Genomic DNA, 20,328 nt, shown 5'->3' with positions numbered 1-20,328 from the left:
ACTCACGTGAGCTCGAAACCTGTCGTACTCATCGCTGAAGAGCTGTCGCCCGCCACCGTCGACGCGCTGGGCCCGGACTTCGAGATCCGGCACTGCAACGGCGCCGACCGCGCCGAGCTGATCCCCGCCATCGCCGATGTGGACGCGATCCTGGTCCGTTCCGCGACCAAGGTCGACGCCGAGGCCCTCGCCGCCGCGAACAAGCTGCGGGTCGTCGCCCGTGCCGGTGTCGGTCTGGACAACGTCGACGTCTCCGCCGCCACCAAGGCCGGCGTCATGGTCGTCAACGCCCCGACGTCGAACATCGTGACCGCGGCCGAACTCGCCTGCGGTCTGCTCGTCGCCACCGCGCGCAACATCCCGCAGGCCAACACCGCGCTGAAGAACGGCGAGTGGAAGCGCAACAAGTACACGGGTGTCGAGCTGAGCGAGAAGACCCTCGGCGTCGTCGGTCTCGGCCGCATCGGTGTCCTGGTCGCCCAGCGCATGTCCGCCTTCGGCATGAAGATCGTCGCGTACGACCCCTACGTGCAGCCGGCCCGCGCCGCCCAGATGGGTGTGAAGCTGCTCGCCCTGGACGAGCTGCTCGAAGTCGCCGACTTCATCACCGTCCACCTGCCGAAGACCCCGGAGACCCTCGGTCTCATCGGTGACGAGGCGCTGCACAAGGTCAAGCCCTCCGTCCGCATCGTGAACGCCGCGCGCGGCGGGATCGTCGACGAGGCGGCGCTGTACACCGCCCTCAAGGAGGGCCGGGTCGCCGGCGCGGGACTCGACGTGTACGCGAAGGAGCCCTGCACGGACTCCCCGCTGTTCGAGCTCGACCAGGTCGTGTGCACCCCGCACCTCGGCGCCTCCACGGACGAGGCCCAGGAGAAGGCCGGCATCGCCGTCGCCCGCTCGGTGCGTCTCGCGCTCGCCGGTGAGCTCGTCCCGGACGCGGTCAACGTGCAGGGCGGTGTCATCGCGGAGGACGTCAAGCCGGGTCTGCCGCTCGCCGAGAAGCTCGGCCGGATCTTCACCGCGCTCGCGGGCGAGGTCGCGGCCCGCCTCGACGTCGAGGTGTACGGCGAGATCACCCAGCACGATGTGAAGGTGCTCGAACTCTCCGCGCTCAAGGGCGTGTTCGAGGACGTGGTCGACGAGACCGTGTCGTACGTCAACGCCCCGCTGTTCGCGCAGGAGCGCGGCGTCGAGGTCCGGCTGACGACGAGCTCCGAGTCGCCCGACCACCGCAACGTCGTCACCGTGCGCGGCACGCTCGCCAGCGGCGAGGAGGTCGCGGTCTCCGGCACGCTGGCCGGCCCGAAGCACCTCCAGAAGATCGTCGCGGTCGGTGACTACGACGTGGACCTGGCGCTCGCCGACCACATGGTCGTGCTGCGGTACGAGGACCGTCCGGGTGTCGTCGGCACGGTCGGCCGGATCCTCGGCGAGGCCGGTCTGAACATCGCCGGCATGCAGGTCTCCCGCGCGGAGGAGGGCGGCGAGGCGCTCGTCGTGCTCACCGTCGACGACACGCTCCCGGTGCCGGTGCTCGCGGAGATCGCGGAGGAGATCGGCGCCACGTCGGCCCGTTCCGTCAACCTGATCTGACGCACGCCTCCGTACCCGGCACCAGTACGTTCGTCTGACACGGGCGTACAGGTGCCGGGTACGGTGCTGTCATGGGACCCGGCGCGCACCGAGGAGCGGGTCGACCGGGCCGGCCCCGTGGGCGCGGCCGGGGCCTTCCTCGGGCCCGACCCCGAGGTGGACCCGGAGCGGGCCCGGGTGGCGGGACGCTCTGCCGGGCCCTCGGTGACCGGGGTGACCGATGAGCCCCGGGGTCACAGCCGGGCGGACTTCAGGGACATGTGGAGCAGCAGCCGGTCCTCGCCGTCGTCCAGGTCGAGGCCCGTGAGCTGTTCGACCCGGGACAGCCGGTAGTAGAGGGTCTGGCGGTGGATGCCCAGGGCCGCCGCCGTGCGGCCCGCCTGGCCCGCGTTGTCGAGGAACACCTCGGCGGTGCGGGCCAGTTCCGCGTGGGCGGGGGCCAGCAGGGGGGCGACGACGGGGTCGATGTCGGGGTGGTAGAGCGCCGCGAGCAGCCGGTACGGGCCGATCCCGGCCCACTCCGCGACGGGGCCGAGCGTCGGCTGTGCCGTGGCGGCGCGGGCCGCCGTGTTGGCTTCGCGCCAGGCCGCCGCGAGTTCCGCGAGACCCCGGCGGGGGGTCGCGATGCCGGCCGGGGCGGCGGCGCGCAGCCGGTCGGCGGCCGTGTGGGCGGGGGAGAGGTCCTCGGCTGTCCGCAGCCGCACCAGGACGGCGAGGGACTCGCCCTCGGGGAGGGCGGCGACCGCCGCCGCGCCGGGAACCGCCCGGATCGAGGGGGCCTCGCCCTGCCAGGGAGTCACGCAGACGACGGTGTGCAGTCCGTCGGCGCTGGGGCCGAGGGCGGCCCGGAGCGCCGCGACGGCCATGTCGTTCTGCCAGCCGCGTCCGGCGGTCAGGACCGCGGCGAACTCGCGCGAGAGGTCCGCGTCCGCGCGCTCCTCGTCGGCGAGGAGGCCGCCGATCCGGGTGGCGACCTCCATCGCGGCCGTGAGCTGGGCGGGCGTGGGGCCGGGCTCGGCGTCGAGCAGCCACACGTACCCGAGGACGATGCCCCGGTGCCGTACGGGCAGGCAGAGCCGGTCCCTGAACACCCCGGCGTCCGGGGCGGCCGGGATGCGGACCGGGCCCGTCGCCCGGGTGATGCCGAAGCCCTCGAACCAGGCGCGGACCGCGGGGGTCGACTTCCGGGTCAGGATCGACCGCGTCCGGACGGGGTCCATCGCGGAGTCGTCGTCGCTGTCGTGGGCGCCGAAGGCGATCAGACCGAAATCGCGGTTCTCCAGCGTCGCCGGGGCGCCGAGCAGCGCGGAGATCTCGTCGACCAGTTCTTGGTAATCGCCCTTCACCGCCCCATTCTCGCACTCTCTCAGACATCTGTATGAGACGCCGGGCACGGATGCGTGACAGCTGTAGATGGCGGAGGATCGGAGCGATCCATAGGTTTCACGGTGGTTCTTCGTGCTGTTCCCGGTTTCTTACGAATGATCGGGTAGAGCACCCTTCGTCACCCTGTTCCTTCTGGAGGTCCCCGTGCTGGGTCCCGTGATCCTCGCCGCGTCGCGCAGCGACAAGATGCGCCGTTTCGTGTCGGCCGCCCCCGGGACCAAGCAGGTCGTCGCCCGCTTCATCGCCGGTGAGTCGGTCGACGACGTCGTCCCGATCGTCCAGGAACTGAGCGCCCGCGGCCTCGAGGTCACCCTCGACGTCGTCGGCGAGGACATCACCACCGTCGAGCAGTCGTACGCCGCCCGGGACGCCTACCTGGAGCTCATCGGCCGCCTCAAGGAGCTGGGCCTCGGCGAGCGCGCCGAGATGTCCGTGAAGCTGTCGATGTTCGGCCAGTCCCTGGAGATCGGCGGGGACGAGCCCGAAGGGCGCTCGGCTGAGGGCGGGCGACGCACGGGCGGCCACGAGCTGGCCCTCGCGAACGTCCGGCCCGTCGTCGCGGCCGCCGCCGAGATCGGCACCACCGTCACCCTGGACGCCGAGGACCACACGACCCTCGACTCGATGTTCGCCATCCACGAGGAGCTGCGGAAGGACTTCCCGCAGACGGGCTGCGTCATCCAGGCGTACCTCTTCCGCACCGAGGACGACGCCCGGCGCCTCGCCGAGAACGGCTCCCGCGTCCGGATCGTGAAGGGCGCCTACAAGGAGCCCGCCTCCGTCGCCATCCAGGACAAGCCCGGGATCGACAGGGCGTACGTCCGGATCCTGAAGATCCTGATGGAGGGCAAGGGCTACCCGATGATCGGGTCCCACGACCCGCGCCTGATCTCCATCGGCCAGGAGCTCGCCCGCCGCGCCGGGCGCAAGCTGGACGAGTACGAGTTCCAGATGCTGTACGGCATCCGTGGCGAGGAGCAGCAGCGCCTCGCCGCCGAGGGACACCGCATGCGCGTGTACACCGCCTACGGCACCGACTGGTACGGCTACTTCATGCGCCGCCTCGCGGAGAAGCCGGCCAACCTCCTCTTCTTCGTCCGCTCCATCCTCACCAAGGGCTGAGCCCACCTCTCACAAGGAGTATCGAGACTCATGGACGCTGTCACCCAGGTCCCCGCTCCGGTCAACGAGCCGGTGCACAGCTACGCCCCCGGCTCCCCCGAGCGCGCCCGTCTCGAGGCCAAGCTCAAGGAGCTGGCCGAGAACCCGCGCGAGCTGCCGATGACCATCGGCGGTGTGAAGCGCCTCGGTGGCGGCGAGGAGTTCAAGGTCGTCCAGCCGCACAACCACAAGGCCGTCATCGGCACCTTCCGCGGCGCCACCACGCAGGACGCCCAGGACGCGATCGACGCCGCCCTGGCCGCGGCCCCGGCCTGGCGCGCGATGTCCTTCGACGACCGCGCCGCGATCATCCTGCGCGCCGCCGAGCTGCTCGCCGGCCCGTGGCGCGAGACGCTGGCCGCGTCCACCATGCTGGGCCAGTCGAAGACCGCCCAGCAGGCCGAGATCGACACCCCGTGCGAGCTCGTCGACTTCTGGCGCTTCAACGTGGCGTACGCCCGCCAGATCCTGGCCGAGCAGCCGCCGGCGAACTCCCCGGGCGTGTGGAACCGGCTGGACCACCGCCCGCTCGAAGGCTTCGTCTACGCGATCACGCCGTTCAACTTCACGGCCATCGCCGGCAACCTGCCCACCGCTCCCGCCCTCATGGGCAACGTGGTGGTCTGGAAGCCGTCCCCGACGCAGACCCACTCCGCCGTGCTCCTCATGGAGCTCCTGGAGGAGGCCGGCCTGCCGAAGGGCGTCATCAACCTGGTCACGGGCGACGGCATCGCCGTCTCCGAGGTGGCCCTGAACCACCGCGACCTGGCCGGCATCCACTTCACCGGCTCGACCAAGACCTTCCAGCACCTGTGGAAGACGGTCGGCAACAACATCGAGAAGTACCGCTCGTACCCGCGTATCGTCGGCGAGACCGGCGGCAAGGACTTCGTCGTCGCCCACCCCAGCGCCGACCGGGCCATCCTGAAGACCGCGCTGACCCGTGGCTCCTTCGAGTTCCAGGGCCAGAAGTGCTCCGCGTCCTCCCGCGCGTACATCCCGGCGTCCATCTGGAACGACGGCTTCAAGGAGGAGTTCGCGGCCGAGGTCGACGGCATCACCATGGGTGACGTCACCGATCTGTCGAACTTCATCGGCGCCGTGATCGACGAGCGTTCGTTCGCCAAGAACAAGGCGGCGATCGACCGTGCCGCGGCCGACCCGAGCTGCACGATCGTCGCCGGCGGCACGTACGACGACTCGGTGGGCTACTTCGTGCGCCCGACCGTCATCGCCTGCACCGACCCCGAGAACGAGGTCTTCACGACCGAGTACTTCGGCCCGATCCTCGCGATCCACGTGTACGAGGACGACCGGTACGACGAGATGCTGACCCAGATGGAGTCGGCCTCGGACTACGCCCTCACCGGCGCGGTCATCTCCGGCGACCGCGCGGCGACCGCGTACACGATGGAGAAGCTCCGATTCGCCGCGGGCAACTTCTACATCAACGACAAGTCGACCGGCGCCGTCGTCGGCCAGCAGCCCTTCGGCGGCGGCCGCGCCTCGGGAACGAACGACAAGGCCGGCGCCCCGCAGAACCTGATGCGCTGGACGCTGACCCGCGCCATCAAGGAGACCCTGGTCCCGCCGACCGAGTACGACTACCCGCACATGGGCTGACCCGCCCGCAGTGCCCCCTGATCACCGCCCCCCTCTTCGGTCCCCCAACCGAGGACGGGGGCGGTTCCCCTTCCCCGTGCCGTTCCCCCGGCGCTCATGTACCCGCTCTCATCCCCGGACCCGGCGCCTCAGGAAGTCGTCGATCAGGGACGCGATCGCCGGGGCGTGGGTCTCCAGGGCGAAGTGGCCCGTGGGGAGGAGGTGGACCTCGGCGTCCGGGAGGTCGCGGCGGAAGGCCTCGGCGCCGGCCGGGACGAAGATCTCGTCGCCCTCGCCCCAGACCGCGAGCAGGGGGACCCGGCTCGTGCGGAAGTACTCCTGGAAGGCGGGGTACAGGGCGAAGTTGGAGCCGTAGTCGGCGATCAGGCCGAGCTGGATCTCGTCCTGGCCCGCGCGGGCCATCAGGGTGGCGTCGTGGTGCCAGGCGTCGGGGCTGAGGAGGTCGCGGTACTCGGCGGGGACGCCCGTCTCGTACTGCCACCGGATGCCGTCGAGGGAGCGGATGGCGCGGACCGGGGCCTCGGTCTCGGGGGTGCGGTTCCCGATCAGGGCGAGGACCGGTGCCCAGGCCTCGGCGCCGAGGCCCTCCTCGTAGGCGTTGCCGTTCTGGCTGATGATCGCGGTGATGCGCTCGGGGTGGGCGAGGGCGAGGCGCAGGCCGATGGGGGAGCCGTAGTCCTGGAGGTAGAGCGCGAACCGGTCGAGGCCCAGCGTCTCGGTGAACTCGGACGTCAGTGCGGCCAGTTCCGCGAAGGTGTAGTCGGTCTCGGTGGCCGAGGGGGCCGCACTGCGGCCGAAGCCGAGGTGGTCGGGCGCGATCAGCCGGTGGTTCTCGGCGAGCGGCGGGATCAGGTCGCGGAACATGTGCGAGCTGGTGGGGAAGCCGTGGAGCAGGAGGAGGACGGGGGCGTCGGCGGGGCCGGCCTCGCGGTAGGCGATCTCGTGCCCTCGGACGACGGTGGTGCGGTGGCGGGTCGGCAGCACGGACATCGTTCTCACCCCTCATGTGCGATTCACTGGTTAGGTGTGACTCAACCAGCCGACGCCTAACCTGTCAACGGCCTCACGCTGGTTAGGTGGGTGTGGAAGGGTGGCCGCATGACCGTGAGGATCGCGCCCACCCATGACGTCGGCGCCGCCCGGCTCCGCTCCGTACGCGAACTGCTCGACGCCGCCTTCGACGGCGACTTCGGCGACGACGACTGGGACCACACCCTCGGCGGCGTCCACGCCTGGACCGAGGACGAGCAGGGCATCACCGCCCACGGCGCCGTCGTGATGCGCCGCGCCCTCCACCGCGGCCGCTCGTACCGCGTCGGATACGTCGAGGGGGTCGCCGTCCGAGCCGACCGCCGGCGTCAGGGTCTCGGCGGCCTCGTCATGGCCGAGCTGGAGCGGGTCATCGACGGGGCGTACGTCTTCGGGGCCCTCGGCGCCTCGGACGACGGGGCCGCGCTCTACCGGGCGCGCGGCTGGCAGGTCTGGGAAGGCCGCCTGGAGGCCATGGGGCCCGAGGGGATCGTCCGGCTCGCGGAGGAGGAGGGGTACGTCTTCCTGCGCCCGGCCGCCGGCCGGGAGCTGCCCGACCCCGCCGCCGCCCTCGTCTTCGACTGGCGGAACGGCGACGTGATGTGAGGGTCCGTCGCGCCGTCAGGACATGAGCGGGTTCCGCCTCAGGGCGTGGGCGGCGGCGCCTCGCGCCCTTTGATCTCGCCGAGTCCCGTCTCGGCGGGCGCCGCCGTCTCAGATAGTAGGAAGTCCGAGTAATTGTGGAGACAGATGCGGCTGCCTGTCCTAGCGTTGTAGGAGCCGAACGTCTCGCTTCATCAGCGAATGGCGGCCGAGAGCGCGATGCCCCTGTGCAGGTAACCCCTGCGGCGGCGCTCCCCGCCCCTGCCGGCGCCTTCGATCACCACTGATCTCCCCACCCGTGGATCCCCGCTGATCCCGCCGATCACCACTGATCTCAAGGAGTCGATCCCTCATGGCCACCCAGACCGCCCCCCGCGTCCGCCACTCCGCCAACCGTCCCAGCGACGAGGCCCGCCAGAACGCCGCCGCCGCCCTCCAGCGCGCACTCGACCGCCGTGACAACGGCGGCTCCACCGGCCACTGACCCCTCCCGTCCGACATGGCGGTTCGTCCACATGGTGGACGTGCCGTGTCAGACGATGGGACGAAGAGTAGGGTGCCGACATGTCTCACAGCATCAATCTCGCAGTCATTCCCGGCGACGGCATCGGCCAGGAGGTCGTGGCCCAGGGCCTCAAGATCCTCGCGGCCGTCCTTCCCCAGGACGTGAAGCTGGAGACGGAGGAGTACGACTTCGGCGCCAAGCGCTACCACGCCACCGGTGAGACCCTCACCGACGCCGACCTCGACTCCCTCAAGAAGCACGACGCCATCCTGCTCGGCGCCATCGGCGACCCGTCGGTGCCCTCAGGCGTCCTGGAGCGCGGCTTCCTGCTGAAGCTCCGCTTCGCCTTCGACCACCACGTAAACCTGCGTCCCTCGAAGCTGCTCCCCGGCGTCGCGACCCCGCTCGCCGGGCAGCCCGAGATCGACTTCGTCGTGGTCCGCGAGGGCACCGAGGGCCCGTACACGGGCAACGGCGGCACCATCCGCAAGGGCACCCCGCACGAGGTCGCCACCGAGGTCTCGGTCAACACCGCCTTCGGTGTGGAGCGGGTCGTCCGGGACGCCTTCACCCGCGCCCAGGCCCGCCCGCGCAAGAAGCTGACGCTGGTCCACAAGAACAACGTGCTGACCTTCGCCGGCCACCTCTGGACGAACATCTTCCAGAAGGTCGCCCGGGAGTTCCCCGAGGTCACCACCGACTACCTGCACGTCGACGCCGCGACGATCTTCCTCGTCACCGACCCGGCCCGCTTCGACGTCATCGTCACCGACAACCTCTTCGGCGACATCATCACCGACCTCGCCGCCGCCGTCTCCGGCGGCATCGGCGTCGCCGCCTCCGGCAACATCAACCCGAGCGGCGAGTTCCCCTCGATGTTCGAGCCGGTCCACGGCTCCGCGCCGGACATCGCGGGCCAGGGCAAGGCCGACCCCACGGCCACCGTCCTCTCCGTCGCCCTCCTGCTGCGCCACCTCGGCTACGAGGCCGAGGCCGCCCGGGTCGAGACCGCCGTCGCCGCCGACCTCACCGAGCGCGGTACGGCCGTCCGCACGACGGACGAGATCGGCGACGCGCTCGCCGCGCGAGTAGCGAGCTGACCCGCGCCGACTGTCATCCGACAGCAGCCGCCGGGTCGCACCTGCACCCGGCGGCTGTACCTGTGCGGTCGCGGGGTGCCACCATCGAATCCTGGACCGCGTTCACCCGTTTCGTGCACCGGTCCCCGCGGGCGATAATCGGACGTGGGGCCGCGGCATGCGGGCATGCTCGGACGTCCCCAGTCATGGACCTCGGTCGATGACTGAGGCGTGAGCGCGGTCCTCCCCACACAACCGGTGAAGGACACGCACTCATGACGACGCCCACGATCGAGCTCAAGCCCTCAGCCAGCCCGCTGTCCGACGCGGAGCGCGAAGCGATCCTGGCCGACCCCGGATTCGGCCGCCACTTCACCGACCACATGGTCACCATCCGGTGGACCGAGGGCCGGGGATGGCACGACGGTCAGCTGGTGCCGTACGGCCCGCTGCACCTGGACCCGGCGACGAACGTCCTGCACTACGCGCAGGAGATCTTCGAGGGCCTCAAGGCATACCGCCGCCCCGACGGCTCGGTCGCCAGCTTCCGCCCGGACGCCAACGCGCGCCGCTTCCAGGCCTCCGCGCACCGCCTCGCCATGCCGGAGCTGCCCGTCGAGACCTTCGTCGAGGCCTGTGACGTGCTCGTCCAGCAGGACAAGGCGTGGGTCCCGGAGCACGGCGGCGAGGCCTCGCTCTACCTGCGCCCGTTCATGATCGCGACCGAGGTCGGCCTCGGGGTCCGCCCGGCCAACGAGTACCTCTTCGTGGTCATCGCCTCCCCGGCGGGCCCGTACTTCCCCGGCGGGGTGAAGCCCGTCTCCATCTGGCTCTCCGAGAACCGCGTCCGCGCCGTCCCCGGCGGCATGGGTGACGCCAAGACCGGCGGCAACTACGCGGCCTCCCTGCTCGCGCAGGCCGAGGCCATCGCGAAGGGCTGCGACCAGGTCGCCTACCTCGACGCCGTGGAGCACAAGTGGGTCGAGGAGCTCGGCGGCATGAACCTGTACTTCGTGTACGCCGCCGAGGGTGACCGGAAGCCCCGGCTGGTCACCCCCACCCTCACCGGTTCGCTGCTCGCCGGCATCACCCGTGACTCGCTGCTCACGATGGCGGCTGACCTCGGCCTGGAGCCGGTGGAGGCCCGTGTCTCGATCGACCAGTGGCAGGCCGACACCGAGAACGGCACCCTGACCGAGGTCTTCGCCTGCGGCACCGCCGCCGTGATCACCCCGGTCGGCACGGTCAAGTGCGAGCGGGGCGAGTGGCAGCAGTCGGGCGGCGAGCCCGGCGAGGTCACGATGAAGCTGCGCGAGGCGCTGCTCGCCGTCCAGACCGGCAAGGCCGAGGACGTCCACGGCTGGATGCACGAGCTGGGCTAGGGCCTACTCCGTCGTCGCCAGGGCTTCCGGGGCCGTCACGGTCCCGGAAGCCCTGTTCGGTGTCAGTACGGCGTACAGCGCGCCGCCCACGATCCCCGACAGCACGAAGCTGCAGTCGATCCCGCCCGTCAGGGCGAGCAGCGGCCCCTCGTAGAGGGGTGTCGACACCGAGGCCAGGCCGACCGCCGCGCCGATCGCCCAGGAGGCGGTGGCGCGCGGGTGCCAGCCCGCCGCGTACCAGTAGATCCCGCCGTGCGCACGGCGGTTGTAGACCTGGAGGGCCTCCGGGTCGTACGCCCCGCCGCACCGGGCGTGGCCGATCAGGGTGATCACCGCCCAGGGCGTGCCGATGGCCGTGAGGAGCAGCACGAACGAGGTCATCGCCGTCTGCGCGTCCGACGCGAAGTGGCCGAGGAAGACGAAGACGGTCGCCACGGCGGCCACCACGAGGGTGGCGCGGGCCCGGGTGGCCCTCGGCAGGATCGCGTCCAGGTCGAGCCCCATCGAGTACAGCATCAGACCGGCGTTGCCGACGGAGCCGGCCGTGGCCGCGATCAGGAGCGGGACCAGGTACCAGGCGGGGGAGGCGGCGACGAGCGGCCCCGCGTAGTCGAGGGCACCCCGGGCGGAGAGGGCCGTGTACGTACCGAAGAGCTGGGGGATGAGCAGCCCGACGACCAGGCCCAGACAGGTGGCCCGCCAGACCTTCGCCGCTCGGTGCCGCTCGGGGGAGACGTACCGGGTGTAGTCGCCGAGCAGGGTGATGAAGGCGACCGGTCCGCTGAGTCCCGCGGCCACCGCCGAGAGCAGCCACGTCGGCCAGAAGGAGCCGAGCAGGTACGGGGTGTCCGGCACCGCCGCCGCGGTGAAGTCCCCCGCGTAGGCGAAGAGGCCCACGGCGAGGAGGACGGTCATGCCGAGGGCGAGGGCCTTGCTCAGCCTGAGCAGCAGCCGGTAGCCGTACACCGCGGCGACGGCCGTGCAGGCGGCGAGCAGCGCGTAGACGGCGGCGTGGGTGGCGCCGCCGGTCGGCAGGCCGACCAGCCGTGCCAGGGTGCCCACCATGACGTCGCCGCCGATCCAGAGGGTCAGCGCGGTGTAGCCGAGTGAGAGCAGCAGGCCGACCACCGAGCCGACGAGCCGGCCGCGGACGCCGAAGAAGGCGCCGGACGAGGTGGAGAGATTGGTCGCGGTGCGCAGCGACACGAGCGCGAGCGGCGCGGTGACGGCGACTCCGACGAGGGTGCCGGCGACGACGGAGGTCACCGAGCCCCACAGGCCGAGGCCGAAGGAGACGGGGAGCCAGCCGAAGACGATCACCCCCAGGCACAGGTTCGATCCGAGCAGGATCGCGACGAGGTCGCGGGGGCCGCTGGTGCGTTCGGCCTCGGGGATCGTGTCGACTCCGCGCTGTTCTATCGGCATGGGGTCTCCTGGGGACGGGAGCGGCGGACGATTTAGAGTGGCGCTCAATGTGACCTGTGGTCGTCCCCCGCGTCAATGCTTGGAACCTAGCGTCTCAGCATTTAGAGTGGCGCTCAAACAGGAGGTGTTTCGGACGTGCGACTGACCCCCACGGAACGCGACCGGCTGCTGCTCTTCGGGGCCGCCGAGCTCGCCCGTGCCCGCCGGGCCCGGGGCCTGCGGCTCAATGTCCCCGAGGCGACCGCGCTCATCGCGGACACGGTCTGCGAGGCGGCCCGCGACGGCAGGCGGCTCGCCGAGGCGATCGCCGCCGCCCGCTCGGTCCTCGGCCCCGACGACGTGCTGCCCGGTGTCGCCGACGTGGTCACCGAGATCCATGTCGAGGCGGTGTTCGACGACGGCTCCCGGCTCGCGGTCGTCTCCGACCCGATCGGTGGCGGCGGTCTGGGGGACGCGGCGCCCGGCGCGCTGCTGCCCGGCCCCGGGCGCGAGGAAGCCGAGCCCGCGCTCACCCTGCGCGTGCGGAACACGGCCACCGTCCCGGTGAGCGTCACCTCCCACTTCCACTTCTTCGAGGTCAACCCGCGCCTCGCCTTCGACCGGGCCGCCACCTACGGCATGCGGCTCGCCATCCCGGCCGGTGCCTCCTTCCGCTTCGACCCGGGCGGCGAGGCCGAGGTCGGGCTCGTGCCGATCGGCGGCGCCCGTGTCGCCATCGGCTTCGCGGGCCTGGTCGACGGCCCGCTGGACGCGCCCGGCGCGAAGGAAGAAGCCCTGCGCAGGGCGCGGGCATGCGGCTACCTGGGAATCGAGGGCAACTGATGGACCCGTACGAGTACGCATCCGTGCACGGCCCGCGCGCCGGTGACCGGGTCGTCCTGGGCGACTCCGGGCTCGTCGTCCGGGTCGAGTCGGACTCCCAGAAGCCCGGCGACGAGTTCCTCGCGGGCTTCGGCAAGACGGCACGCGACGGACTGCACCTGAAGGCCGCCGCCGTCCGCGAGACCTGTGACGTCGTCATCAGCAACGTCCTCGTGATCGACGCCGTCCTGGGCATCCGCAAGGTGTCCATCGGCATCCGCGAGGGCCGGATCCACGCCATCGGCAGGGCCGGCAACCCCGACACCCTCGACGGCGTCGACGTCGTCGTCGGCACCGGCACCTCGATCGTCTCCGGCGAGGGCCTCATCGCCACCGCCGGAGCCGTCGACACCCACGTCCACCTGCTGTCGCCCCGCATCATGGAGGCCTCGCTCGCCAGCGGCGTCACCACCGTCATCGGGCAGGAGTTCGGCCCCGTGTGGGGCGTGGGCGTCAACTCGCCCTGGGCGCTGCGCCACGCGTTCAACTCCTTCGACGCCTGGCCCGTCAACATCGGCTTCCTCGCCCGCGGCTCGTCCTCCGACCCGGCCCCGCTGGTCGAGGCCCTCGCGGAGGGCGGGGCCTCCGGCTTCAAGGTCCACGAGGACATGGGCGCCCACACGCGCGCCCTCGACACGGCGCTGCGGGTCGCCGAGGAGCACGACGTGCAGGTCGCCCTGCACAGCGACGGCCTCAACGAGTGCCTGTCCGTGGAGGACACCCTCCGCGTCCTGGACGGCCGCACGATCCACGCCTTCCACATCGAGGGCTGCGGCGGCGGGCACGTACCCAACGTCCTCAAGATGGCGGGCGTGCCGAACGTCATCGGCTCCTCCACCAACCCCACGCTCCCGTTCGGCCGCGACGCCGTCGCCGAGCACTACGGGATGATCGTCTCCGTCCACGACCTGAAGACCGACCTCCCCGGTGACGCCGCCATGGCGCGCGACCGGATCCGGGCCGGGACGATGGGCGCGGAGGACGTCCTGCACGACCTCGGCGCGATCGGGATCACCTCCTCCGACGCGCAGGGGATGGGAAGGGCCGGCGAGACCGTACGCCGGACCTTCGCCATGGCCGGGAAGATGAAGGCCGAGCTCGGACCGATGGAGGGCGACGGCCCGCACGACGACAACGCGCGCGTCCTGCGCTACCTGGCCAAGCTCACCGTCAACCCGGCGATCGCCCACGGCCTCGACCACGAGATCGGCTCGATCGAGACCGGGAAGCTGGCCGACATCGTGCTGTGGCGGCCCGAGTACTTCGGCGCCAAGCCGCAGCTGGTGCTCAAGTCCGGCTTCCCCGCGTGGGGGGTCGTGGGCGATCCCAACGCCGCCACCGACACCTGTGAACCGCTCGTCCTCGGCCCGCTGTTCGGCGGGCACGGAGCCACGGCCGCCGACCTCTCGGTCGCGTTCGTCGCCCGGGCCGCCGTCGACCTCGGCGCCGACAGGATGCCGACCCGGCGCCGCCGCGTCCCCGTGCGCGGCACCCGCGGCATCGGCCCGGCGGACCTGCTGCTCAACTCACGGGTCGGAGACGTCCAGGTCGACGACCGCACGGGCCTCGTCTCGCTCGACGGCGCCCCGATCCGCTCCGAGGCGGTCGACTCCGTCTCCCTCAACCGCCTCTACTTCCTCTGACCTTCCTTAGGACTCTCCGATGACCTACCGCATGCCCGCCGAGTGGACGCCGCACGAGCGCACCTGGATGGCCTGGCCCAGCCCCAACCCCACCTTCACCGACGCGGACGAACTCGCCGAGGCCCGCGCCGCCTGGGCGTCGGTGGCCCGCGCCGTCCGCCGTTTCGAGCCGGTCACGCTGGTCGTCGCCCCCGGCGACGCGGAGTCGGCCCGCACCCTCGTCGGCCCGGACGTCGACCTGGTCGAGCGGGACCTCGACGACGCCTGGATGCGGGACATCGGCCCCACCTTCGTCACGAACGGCACCGAACTGGCCGCCGTCGACTGGGTGTTCAACGGCTGGGGCGCCCAGGACTGGGCCCGCTGGGAGCACGACTCCAAGATCGCCCGCCATGTCGCGGACCTCGCGGAGGTCCCCGTGCTCACCTCCCCCCTCGTCAACGAGGGCGGTGCCATCCACGTCGACGGCGAGGGCACGGTCCTCCTCACCGACACCGTCCAGCTCGGCCCGGGCCGCAACCCCGAGTGGACCCGCGAACAGGTCGAGAACGAGATCCACGCCAAGCTCGGCACGACGAAGGCGATCTGGCTCCCCAACGGCCTCACCGGCGACTACGGCCTCTACGGCACCCAGGGTCACGTCGACATCGTCGCCGCCTTCGCCCGCCCCGGCACCGTCCTCGTCCACAGCCAGCAGAACCCGACCCACCCCGACTACGAGCGGTCCCGGATGTACGTGAACATCCTGCGCGGGCAGACGGACGCCCAGGGCCGCCCCCTGGAGGTCGTCGAGATCCCGGCCCCGACCGTCCTCACGGACGAGGAGGGCGACTGGGTCGACTACTCCTACATCAACCACTACCTGTGCAACGGCGGCGTGGTCCTCTGCGCCTTCGACGACCCCCACGACGAACTCGCCGCCGAGATCTTCCGCCGCCTCTTCCCCGAGCGCGAGGTCGTCCTCGTCGACGCGCGGGCGATCTTCGCAGGTGGGGGCGGCATCCACTGCATCACCCAGCAGCAGCCGAAGGTCTGAGCCGCGCGGGCATACGGTAGAACGTACGAGTGAGTCAGAGCAGCAGCCCCCCGCCCCACCCCCGCCGGCGCAACCAGTCCGCCCCGCCCCGGGAGGACGTGCTCGCCGCCGCCATGGGCACGATCGCCGAACGGGGGCTCGACGGCCTGACGATGGCCGGGCTCGGGCGGCAGGTCGGCATGAGCAGCGGGCACCTCCTCTACTACTTCCGCACCAAGGACGAGCTGCTGCTCCGGACCCTGGAGTGGAGCGAGGGACGGCTCGGGGCCGAGCGGAGCGCGCTGCTCTCCGGCCCCGGGACCGCCCGCGAGCGGCTCGACGGGTACGTCGACGTGTACGTGCCCGACGGGCCGCGCGACCCGCACTGGACGCTGTGGCTGGAGGTCTGGAACCGGTCGCAGAACGCCGACGACGACGCCCGCGCCCGGCAGGCCGCCATCGAGGGCGCCTGGCACCGGGACCTGGTAGCGATCCTCGCCGAGGGAGTCTCGCGCGGGGAGTTCCGCGCGGTCGACCCCGACCGTTTCGCGGCCCGGATGCGGGCCCTGCTCGACGGCTTCAGCGTGCACGTCGCCGTCGGCATCCCGGGCACGGGGCGGGATCAAGTCCTCGCCCACGTGAGGGAGTTCATCTCCGAAACCCTGATCTCGCGACCGTAACGCACGCAAGTACTCCCGATCGTTGCCCGCCGTGACCTTGTGACGCGCGCGGCGGGTCCGGCACGGTTTCGGACCATGGGACGAGAGCACTGGAAGAAGATCTGGGTCGGGTCGGCCGGCAACATGGTCGAGTGGTTCGACTGGTTCGTGTACGCGAGCTTCGCCACCTACTTCGCCGGCGCCTTCTTCCCCGAGGGCAACGACACCGCCAAACTCATGAACACCGCCGGCATCTTCGCCGTCGGCTTCTTCATGCGGCCCGTCGGCGGATGGCTCCTCGGCCGGGTCGGCGACCGCAAGGGGCGCAAGGCCGCCCTCACCCTCACCGTCACCCTGATGTCCGCCTCGGCGCTCCTCATCGCGATCGCGCCCACCTACGCCGTCGCGGGATACGGCGGCGCCGCCGTCCTCCTGGTCGCCCGCCTCCTCCAGGGGCTCTCCGTCGGCGGCGAGTACGCCGCCAGCGCCACCTATCTCACCGAGGCCTCCGCCCCGAAGCACCGCGGCTTCGCCTCCAGCTTCCAGTACGTCTCGATGACCGTCGGCCAGATCCTCGGGCTCGGCCTGCTGCTCGTCCTCCAGCACACCCTGTCCAGCGAGGCCCTGCACAGCTGGGGCTGGCGCATCCCGTTCGTCATCGGCGCCCTCGGCGCGGCCGTCGTCTTCTACCTGCGCCGCACCATGCTGGAGACCGAGGTGTACGAGGCGACCGCCGACGACGCGGTCGCGAGCGACCAGAAGGGCACCCTCACGGCGCTCTGGGCGCATCGGCGCGAGGCCTTCCTCGTCGTCGCGCTCACCATGGGAGGGACGGTGGCCTACTACACGTACACCACCTACCTCACCAAGTACCTGTCCAACTCCGCCGGACTCCCCAAGCAGACCGCGACCCTGGTCTCCTTCTGCGCCCTGATCGTCTTCGCCTGCCTCCAGCCGCTGGCCGGCGCCCTCTCCGACCGGGTCGGCCGCCGGCCGCTCCTCATCACCTTCGCCGTGGGCTCCACCCTGCTCACCGTGCCGATCATGACGATGATGCGGCACGCGGGCTCCTTCTGGCCGGCTCTCGGGCTCTCCCTCCTCGCCCTCGTCGTCATCACCGGCTACACCTCCATCAACGCCTGCGTGAAGGCCGAGCTCTTCCCCACCGGCATCCGCGCCCTGGGCGTCGCCCTGCCGTACGCCGTCGCCAACGCCCTCTTCGGCGGCACCGCCGAATACGTGGCGCTCTGGTTCAAGGACGCCGGCATCGAATCGGGCTTCTTCTGGTACGTGGCGGGCTGCGCGGCCGTCTCGCTGGTCGTCTACCTCACGATGCGGGAGACCCGCGACATCGATCTGGGGCGGATCGGGGCGAGGAGGCCGGAGCGGGCCGGCGAACAGGAGAAGGCGTCGGCCCCCGCCGTCTGACCGCCCCGGCTCACGGGCTCGCGCCCGCGCGGGCGCTCTCCACCCGCTGCTGGAGCTTCTGGAGGACGCCCCTGGCGCGCGGGCCCAGGGCCGCGGCGTCGGCACGGGTCTCGTAGGCGAGCACGCTCACCACGGTGTCGCCCGTCCGGCCCGTGTACTGGACATAGGGGAGATCGGTCTCGGTGCCGTCGGCGTCCGCCGTCAGGGTCCCCTCCTCGGCCACCGCCTGATCGAGTCCCGTCACCTCGGGCGCCGCGGCCTGGCGGACCGAGGACCAGCGCGTCTTGCGGGACTGCTGCGTCGGGCAGCGGCGCGTGGTGTCCTCCGCGCTGTCGACGTACGCCTCGGCCGTCTCCGCGTCCACGAAGACCCGGACCTCTGTGGTCGAGTAGAGAGTCGACCGGCTGCTCTGCACGGTGCGGGTGATCGCGGCCAGCGTGCCCGACCTGGCCGCCCGGTCGTAACCCTTGCAGTCCTGCCCTACCTCGTACTCGCCCGCCGGGCCCCGCTCGTACGGGTCGCCCTTCGTGTAGCCGGCCCCCCAGTCCTCCGGGGTCATGGCCACACGCTCGGCCAGGGCGCGTGCCCGCGCGCGGGAGGCGGATGAGTCGGCGGGCGGGCTCGACGCCGCCGGGGTCGGCGAGCTCGCCGTCGTGGGGCTGTCGTCGTCGCCCCCGCCGAGGAGGGCGACCAGGCCGACGCCCAGTGCCGCCGCCACCAGCACCGCGCCGACGGCGATCAGGGCGAGACGGCGGCCGCCTCCTCCGGGGGAGGACGAGGGCCGCGCGGTGGACCCGGAGTCCGGGCCGGTGGGGCGCCCGGCCCCGGAGCCGCGCTCGTGCTCGGGGTCGGGCTCGGGCGAGGGCGGCTGGAGCGGTCCGGGAGGCGGGCCCGACGGGGGTCCGGACGGCGGCCCCGACGGGGGCCCGGAAGGTGGTGGTGTGTTCACGCGGATGATCCGTACCACCGGCGCCGCCGCCCGCATCCTGAGACCGTACTGCTGTCACTCGCGCGGCTGTGTCAGACTTCCGGCGTGCCTGCTACCACGATGATTATCGGCAGCGGCGCGCCGGTCCGCAGTGGCCACTGAAACGCGGCTCGACCCCCGCGGCAGTGGACACCGTGCCCCAGACCCGCGCGCAGACCTCTCGCACCCGCGAGGGGTTTTTTCGTTTTCCGGCCCCACCCATGCCGGAAGCGGACGACGCGTGAGAATGGGGGCAAGTGGATCCAGACCTTCCGGAGCCACATCCGACAGGAGCCATCACAGTCATGACCACGGAGAACGCCGAGAGCTCGCGCCTCGACGACAGCTTCCATGTCTTCGACACCACGCTGCGCGACGGGGCGCAGCGTGAAGGCATCAACCTCACCGTCGCGGACAAGCTGACCATCGCCCGGCACCTCGACGAGTTCGGTGTGCGCTTCATCGAGGGCGGCTGGCCCGGCGCCAACCCGCGCGACACGGAGTTCTTCGCCCGCGCCACGCAGGAGATCGCGTTCAAGAACGCGCAGCTCGTCGCGTTCGGCGCCACCCGCAGGGCGGGCGGCGACGCCGCCGAGGACCCGCAGGTCAAGGCCCTCCTCGACTCCGGCGCCCCCGTCATCACGCTGGTCGCCAAGTCCCACGACCGGCACGTCGAACTCGCCCTGCGCACCACCCTCGACGAGAACCTGGAGATGGTCCGCGACACCGTCGCCCACCTGCGCTCCCAGGGCCGCCGCGTCTTCGTCGACTGCGAGCACTTCTTCGACGGCTACAAGGCCAACCCCGACTACGCCAAGGCCGTCGTCCGCGCCGCGCACGAGGCCGGTGCCGACGTCGTCATCCTGTGCGACACCAACGGCGGCATGCTGCCGGCCCAGATCCAGGCCGTCGTCGCCACCGTCCTCGCCGACACCGGGGCCCGCCTCGGCATCCACGCCCAGGACGACACCGGCTGCGCCGTCGCCAACACCCTCGCCGCCGTCGACGCCGGCGCCACCCACGTCCAGTGCACCGCCAACGGCTACGGGGAGCGGGTCGGCAACGCCAACCTCTTCCCCGTCGTCGCGGCCCTGGAGCTCAAGTACGGCAAGAAGGTGCTGCCCGACGGCGCCCTCGCCGAGATGACCCGCATCTCGCACGCCATCGCCGAGGTCGTCAACCTCACCCCCTCCACCCACCAGCCGTACGTCGGCGTCTCCGCCTTCGCCCACAAGGCCGGACTCCACGCCTCCGCGATCAAGGTCGACCCCGACCTCTACCAGCACATCGACCCCGAGCTGGTCGGCAACACCATGCGGATGCTCGTCTCCGACATGGCCGGCCGCGCCTCCATCGAGCTCAAGGGCAAGGAACTCGGCGTCGACCTCGGCGACGACCGCGACCTCGTCGCCCGGGTCGTCGAGCGGGTCAAGGAGCGCGAACTCCGGGGCTACACGTACGAGGCCGCCGACGCCTCCTTCGAGCTGCTCCTGCGCGAGGAGGTCGAGGGCCGCGCCCGCCGCTACTTCCGTACGGAGTCCTGGCGCGCGATCGTCGAGGACCGCCCCGACGGCACCCACGCGAACGAGGCCACCGTCAAGCTGTGGGCCAAGGGCGAGCGGATCGTCGCCACCGCCGAGGGCAACGGCCCCGTCAACGCGCTCGACCGCGCGATGCGGCTCGCCCTGGAGCGGATCTACCCGCAGCTCGCCAAGTTCGAGCTGGTCGACTACAAGGTCCGCATCCTGGAGGGCCGCCACGGCACCGAGTCCACGACCCGCGTCCTGATCACCACCAGCGACGGCAACGGCGAGTGGTCGACGGTCGGCGTCGGGGAGAACGTGATCGCCGCCTCCTGGCAGGCCCTGGAGGACGCCTTCACCTACGGGGTGCTCCGGGCGGGGATCGAACCGTCCGAATAGCTCGTACCGGCAGGGGCCGCGTGAAGGACCCGCGCGAAGAGTTC

17 protein-coding genes are annotated in these 20,328 nt (G+C 71.6%); 13 read left to right on the top strand and 4 right to left on the bottom strand.

Features of this window, described 5'->3' with window-relative positions:
* Nucleotides 1-6: 6 nt before the first annotated feature.
* Nucleotides 7-1,596: a phosphoglycerate dehydrogenase gene (gene serA / locus ACFWV2_RS19515; protein ID WP_360786433.1), complete on the top strand. Its 1,590-nt coding sequence runs from the start codon at nt 7-9 to the stop codon at nt 1,594-1,596.
* 233 nt (nt 1,597-1,829) lie between these two features.
* Here serA and ACFWV2_RS19510 read toward each other — a convergent pair whose 3' ends face one another.
* Nucleotides 1,830-2,942, bottom strand: a complete 1,113-nt coding sequence (locus tag ACFWV2_RS19510; protein ID WP_384406235.1) for a PucR family transcriptional regulator — start codon at nt 2,940-2,942, stop codon at nt 1,830-1,832.
* Nucleotides 2,943-3,126: 184 nt separating this feature from the next.
* On the opposite strand from ACFWV2_RS19510, the gene ACFWV2_RS19505 reads away from it, so the two are divergent.
* Both ACFWV2_RS19505 and pruA read left to right on the top strand, forming a co-directional pair.
* A complete protein-coding gene (locus ACFWV2_RS19505) occupies nt 3,127-4,104 on the top strand; it encodes a proline dehydrogenase family protein (RefSeq protein ID WP_384406234.1) in 978 nt (325 codons plus the stop codon).
* Between the two features lie 30 nt (nt 4,105-4,134).
* A complete protein-coding gene (pruA, locus tag ACFWV2_RS19500) occupies nt 4,135-5,766 on the top strand; it encodes an L-glutamate gamma-semialdehyde dehydrogenase (protein ID WP_384406233.1) in 1,632 nt (543 codons plus the stop codon).
* A gap of 108 nt (nt 5,767-5,874) precedes the next feature.
* Here the strand turns inward: pruA and ACFWV2_RS19495 are convergent, their stop codons facing one another.
* Nucleotides 5,875-6,756 (bottom strand): alpha/beta fold hydrolase, encoded by an 882-nt coding sequence (locus ACFWV2_RS19495; RefSeq protein WP_384406232.1) that lies wholly within the window; start codon nt 6,754-6,756, stop codon nt 5,875-5,877.
* Between the two features lie 108 nt (nt 6,757-6,864).
* On the opposite strand from ACFWV2_RS19495, the gene ACFWV2_RS19490 reads away from it, so the two are divergent.
* From ACFWV2_RS19490 to ACFWV2_RS19475, 4 genes are all read left to right on the top strand, one after another.
* Nucleotides 6,865-7,401: a GNAT family N-acetyltransferase gene (locus tag ACFWV2_RS19490; RefSeq protein ID WP_384406231.1), complete on the top strand. Its 537-nt coding sequence runs from the start codon at nt 6,865-6,867 to the stop codon at nt 7,399-7,401.
* Nucleotides 7,402-7,750: 349 nt separating this feature from the next.
* Entirely contained in the window at nt 7,751-7,882 is a 132-nt protein-coding gene (locus ACFWV2_RS19485; RefSeq protein ID WP_266897031.1) for a hypothetical protein, read from the top strand.
* An 80-nt stretch (nt 7,883-7,962) separates the two neighbouring features.
* On the top strand, nt 7,963-9,003 hold the full coding sequence (locus ACFWV2_RS19480; RefSeq protein WP_384406230.1) for a 3-isopropylmalate dehydrogenase: 1,041 nt from the start codon (nt 7,963-7,965) through the stop codon (nt 9,001-9,003).
* A gap of 254 nt (nt 9,004-9,257) precedes the next feature.
* Nucleotides 9,258-10,364 (top strand): branched-chain amino acid aminotransferase, encoded by a 1,107-nt coding sequence (locus tag ACFWV2_RS19475; RefSeq protein ID WP_384406229.1) that lies wholly within the window; start codon nt 9,258-9,260, stop codon nt 10,362-10,364.
* Nucleotides 10,365-10,367: 3 nt separating this feature from the next.
* Here ACFWV2_RS19475 and ACFWV2_RS19470 read toward each other — a convergent pair whose 3' ends face one another.
* Nucleotides 10,368-11,789 carry a cytosine permease gene (locus ACFWV2_RS19470; RefSeq protein WP_384406228.1) on the bottom strand — a complete coding sequence of 474 codons (1,422 nt, stop codon included), beginning with the start codon at nt 11,787-11,789 and terminating at the stop codon, nt 10,368-10,370.
* 135 nt (nt 11,790-11,924) lie between these two features.
* Here ACFWV2_RS19470 and ureA point away from each other — a divergent pair, with 135 nt between their 5' ends.
* The 5 genes from ureA to ACFWV2_RS19445 all read left to right on the top strand — a co-directional run bounded on the left by ureA (nt 11,925) and on the right by ACFWV2_RS19445 (nt 17,395).
* A complete protein-coding gene (gene ureA, locus ACFWV2_RS19465) occupies nt 11,925-12,611 on the top strand; it encodes an urease subunit gamma (protein ID WP_384406227.1) in 687 nt (228 codons plus the stop codon).
* Nucleotides 12,611-14,293, top strand: a complete 1,683-nt coding sequence (locus ACFWV2_RS19460; protein WP_384406226.1) for an urease subunit alpha — start codon at nt 12,611-12,613, stop codon at nt 14,291-14,293. The genes ureA and ACFWV2_RS19460 overlap by 1 nt, the downstream gene beginning before the upstream one ends.
* 19 nt (nt 14,294-14,312) lie before the next feature.
* A complete protein-coding gene (locus ACFWV2_RS19455; RefSeq protein ID WP_384406225.1) occupies nt 14,313-15,329 on the top strand; it encodes an agmatine/peptidylarginine deiminase in 1,017 nt (338 codons plus the stop codon).
* A gap of 113 nt (nt 15,330-15,442) precedes the next feature.
* On the top strand, nt 15,443-15,988 hold the full coding sequence (locus ACFWV2_RS19450; RefSeq protein ID WP_384406255.1) for a TetR/AcrR family transcriptional regulator: 546 nt from the start codon (nt 15,443-15,445) through the stop codon (nt 15,986-15,988).
* Nucleotides 15,989-16,063: 75 nt separating this feature from the next.
* Nucleotides 16,064-17,395: an MFS transporter gene (locus ACFWV2_RS19445; protein ID WP_384406224.1), complete on the top strand. Its 1,332-nt coding sequence runs from the start codon at nt 16,064-16,066 to the stop codon at nt 17,393-17,395.
* Nucleotides 17,396-17,405: 10 nt separating this feature from the next.
* Here ACFWV2_RS19445 and ACFWV2_RS19440 read toward each other — a convergent pair whose 3' ends face one another.
* Complete coding sequence (locus ACFWV2_RS19440) at nt 17,406-18,344, bottom strand: hypothetical protein (protein ID WP_384406223.1); 939 nt, start codon at nt 18,342-18,344, stop codon at nt 17,406-17,408.
* Nucleotides 18,345-18,667: 323 nt separating this feature from the next.
* Between ACFWV2_RS19440 and cimA the strand changes: the two genes are divergently transcribed.
* A complete protein-coding gene (gene cimA / locus ACFWV2_RS19435) occupies nt 18,668-20,284 on the top strand; it encodes a citramalate synthase (RefSeq protein WP_384406222.1) in 1,617 nt (538 codons plus the stop codon).
* The last annotated feature ends 44 nt before the right edge of the window (nt 20,285-20,328 follow it).

The sequence above is a fragment of the Streptomyces sp. NPDC058671 genome, from assembly GCF_042716475.1.
Lineage (GTDB): Bacteria > Actinomycetota > Actinomycetes > Streptomycetales > Streptomycetaceae > Streptomyces.
This window is presented reverse-complemented; position numbering and strand designations above follow the sequence as displayed.